General features: G+C 37.6%; 2 protein-coding genes. Both read left to right on the top strand.

Features of this window, described 5'->3' with window-relative positions; all coding sequences use genetic code 11:
• The first annotated feature begins 174 nt into the window (after window positions 1–174).
• Window positions 175–1,326: a Fic family protein gene (locus AB1630_13030; GenBank protein ID MEW6104710.1), complete on the top strand. Its 1,152-nt coding sequence runs from the start codon at window positions 175–177 to the stop codon at window positions 1,324–1,326.
• A 5-nt stretch (window positions 1,327–1,331) separates the two neighbouring features.
• Window positions 1,332–1,655, top strand: a 324-nt coding sequence (locus tag AB1630_13025; GenBank protein ID MEW6104709.1) for a DUF169 domain-containing protein, incomplete at its 3' end; no start/stop codon positions are given.

The following is a 1,655-nucleotide window of genomic DNA, read 5'->3' as shown; positions in this document are numbered from 1 at the left end:
ATTTATTCCCTTCATTTCTAAAAATTAGCCTTCCTGTCAATAGAAAATAACCACAATTTTAAAAAAGAGACCCTAATTTTCCCAAAAATCCTTTCTTTAGCTAAAAAGATATGGGTAAGTTTCAAATCAAAAAATACTTGACTTTTCTTTGATAATAATGTAAAATAACCACAAATGGATATAGAGAAATATAAAAATAGTCCAACCGGACGACTTATTAGAACCCTGGATAACTATTGGGCTTTTGTGCCTAATCCTTTACCTCCAGCTGGTCTGGAAAAATTTCCAGCGGAGTTCGTTAGGATTTTATCTGAAGCAGAGCGTGGGATAGGAGCACTTCGGGCCTTAAGCAGACTTATTCCAAATCCAAATTTATTGGTTGCTCCATATGTTAGAAAAGAGGCAGTACAAAGCTCAAGGATTGAAGGGACTCAAGCCTCACTTTCAGATATTTTTTACTATGAAGCTGTAAAGGAGAAACCCAAACAGGTAGATGTTCTTGAGGTGCTGAATTATGTCAAAGCTATGAATTATGGGCTTTCCAAACTTAAAGAATTACCACTCAGTTTACGCTTAGTTCGTGAGATTCATTTGAAACTTATGGAAGGTACAAGAGGCGAAAGAATGAGAGCTGGTGAATTCCGGACAACACAGAATTGGATAGGACCTCCGGGGTGTTCTCTTGCTGATGCAACTTATGTCCCTCCACCTGTTGTAGAAATGAACTCTGCACTTGCTCAGTGGGAGAAGTTTCTTCATACTGATGATAAAATCCCCTTATTAATCAAATGTGCCTTGATGCACTATCAGTTTGAAGCAATCCATCCATTTCTTGATGGTAATGGAAGGGTTGGACGACTTCTGATTACTTTTTATCTTTCTGAAAGAGGTTATCTTGACCATCCAATTCTTTATCTTAGCGATTTTTTTGAGAGATACCGAAATGACTATTATGATTTACTTCTTGGGGTTACTCAGGAGGGGAAATGGGATGCCTGGTTAAAATATTTTATCCGCGGGGTTGCAACCCAAGCAAAAGTCGCTGAAGAAACAGGATACAGAATCTTAGATTTACAAAAAAGGTATCGCCAGCAACTTCAAAAAGAATCAGTTTCTCCAATAGTTTTTCAATTATTGGATATGCTATTTTTGAATCCTTTTGTAAGTCTACCTGGAATAAGTGATTACTTAAAGGTAACCTGGCCCACTGCTAAGGCATCGGTTGAACATCTTATTAAATTGGGAATTCTTAAAGAAGTATCAGGTCGTAAACGTAGTCGAATTTATTGCTTGAGAGAACTTTTAAATATTCTTGCTGGAGATTAGAAACAATGAATTCAGGTAACATCTTACCCGGGCGAAGAATGATGATAAAGGCATCGGAAATAGGTAAAGATTTTAAGCAGAGATTGGCTATGTCATATTCACCGGTTGGTCTCTATTTTGCAGATAAGAAGCCTGAAGAAGCAATAGGGTTCAAAAAGTCAGGGAGTGGTTGTATCATACCGTTGATATTGGCAAGTGTCAGGGGTAAAACTGTAGCCTTTGATGAAAATTCCACCCTGTGGGATTGCGCGGCTTTTTATCTTGGCTATAAAGATTGGATTTTTCCAGGAATAGAATATTTTCTTTCCCATGGGTTATTGCCTGGAGAA

This window comes from bacterium (assembly GCA_040753555.1).
In the GTDB taxonomy this organism is placed as follows: domain Bacteria; phylum UBA9089; class UBA9088; order UBA9088; family UBA9088; genus JBFLYE01.
Note: the sequence above shows the minus strand (reverse complement) of the source record. Positions and strands in the feature narration are given on the sequence as shown.